Here is a 1,918-nt window from a genome sequence, read left to right on the forward strand (position 1 = left end):
GATCACGTCCGCGATGAACCGGCGGCGCCCGACGCCGAGCCGATTCAGGGCCGGGCCGTGGTCCACCGCCACCACCGCGCCCGCCCCCGCGAGCAGCCCCTGCCAGGCCAGGGTCGCCGCCCGGCGGGCCGGCGCCGGCAGCGGCGCCAGGCCCTCCCGCAGCCGCCGGCAGTGGAAGGGGACGTGGCGTTCCTCGTCCGCCAGGATCCGCCCCGCCACCTCCGCGACCAGCGGATCCGGGGACCCGTCGCGCACCGCCCGGTAGTACCGCAGGGCCACCGCCTCCGCCACCATCAGCACCAGCAGCTCCACCCGCAGCCCCAGCAGCCGGCGAAGCCGTACGAACACCGCGTCGCTCCAGTGCCCGGCCAGGGTCCCGGCCCCGCCCGCCGCCAGGAGCAGCGCCAGCATCCGCGCGTGGTTCTGCTCCTCCGCCACGAAGAGCCGGACGGCCCGCGCGTAGACCGGGTCCCCGGCCCGGTCCGCCTTGCCGATCAGGGCCGAGCCGTCCCCGTCCTCACCCACCTGGAACCGCTGGAGGCTCCGTACGAGCGCCGGATCGAGGGCGGCTCCCCGCTCCCAGTTCGGATCCCCGATCGCCCCGCGGCGCTCCCGCTCGGCCTCGAACTCGCGTACCCATGTGTCGTATCCACTATTGAGCATGTTCAAAAGCTAGCCATGTTTGAGCGTGTTCAAAAGCGGTCGGGCGACTCTGTTGCGGAACCAGGACGGAAAGAGCCCCCCGCGGGCGGCCGGGGGCTCTACGGGTAGGGGTGCGTCAGGCGGTCACGGCCAGGGCCGTCACCAGCGCCGGCGTCACCTGCTCGATCTGCCAGGGGCGGGCGCCGTGGCCCGCGAGGGCCTGCGCCACCGTGTCCGGTTCGAGCCGCTGCGGCGGCTCCCAGCACAGCCGGCGGACCGTGTCCGGGGTGATCAGGTTCTCCTGGGGCAGGTTCAGCCCCTCCGCGAGCGCCGAGACGGCGGTCCGCGCCGCCGCCAGCCGCGCCGCGGCCGCCGGGTCCTTGTCCGCCCAGGAGCGCGGCGGCGGCGGACCGGCCGGGGTCGCCCCCGGCTGCGGCAGCGCGTTCTCGGGCAGGCCCTTCGCCCGGTCCACGGCCGCCATCCACTGCTCCAGCTGGCGCCGGCCCATCCGCTGCCCGTACCCGGGCAGCGCCTGGAGCGCGTGCACGTTCGCCGGGAGCGCGAGCGCGGCCTCGACGATCGCGGCGTCCCCGAGCACCTTGCCGGGCGACACGTCACGCCGCTGGGCGATCCGGTCCCGGGACTCCCACAGCTCGCGCACGACGGCCATCTGCCGGCGCCGGCGCACCTTGTGCATGCCGGACGTACGGCGCCAGGGGTCCTTGCGCGGCGGCGCGGGCGGGGCGGCGGCGATGGCGTCGAACTCCTGCCGGGCCCATTCCAGCTTGCCCTGCCGGTCCAGTTCCTTCTCCAGCGCGTCCCGCAGGTCCACCAGCAGCTCCACGTCGAGCGCGGCGTAGCGCAGCCACGGCTCGGGGAGGGGCCGGGTGGACCAGTCGACGGCGGAGTGGCCCTTCTCCAGCGCGTAGCCGAGCACGCTCTCGACCATTGCGCCGAGTCCGACCCGCGGGAAGCCGGCGAGGCGGCCGGCCAGCTCGGTGTCGAACAAGGAGGTGGGCACCATGCCTATTTCGCGCAGGCACGGCAGGTCCTGGGTGGCGGCGTGCAGGATCCACTCGGAGGAGGACAGGGCCTCGCCCAGTGCGGACAGGTCGGGGCAGCCGACCGGGTCGATCAGCGCGGATCCTGCGCCCTCGCGGCGCAGCTGCACCAGATAGGCGCGCTGGCCGTAGCGGTATCCGGAGGCGCGCTCGGCGTCGACGGCCACGGGCCCGGTGCCCGCGGCGAAGGCCGCGACCACCCGGGCGAGTGCGTC

The 1,918-nt window shown here is 75.4% G+C and carries 2 protein-coding genes; both read right to left on the bottom strand.

Translation table 11 applies throughout. The features are described 5' to 3' along the window. Positions 1–663: ferritin-like domain-containing protein (locus ACFXA3_RS41875; RefSeq protein WP_385196654.1), on the bottom strand; the 663-nt coding region annotated here is incomplete at its 3' end. A 115-nt stretch (positions 664–778) separates the two neighbouring features. Continuing rightward, the coding region (locus ACFXA3_RS41880; protein ID WP_385196657.1) for an HRDC domain-containing protein at positions 779–1,918 on the bottom strand (1,140 nt) is incomplete at its 5' end.

The sequence above is a fragment of the Streptomyces sp. NPDC059456 genome, from assembly GCF_042750055.1.
Classification (GTDB): domain Bacteria; phylum Actinomycetota; class Actinomycetes; order Streptomycetales; family Streptomycetaceae; genus Streptomyces.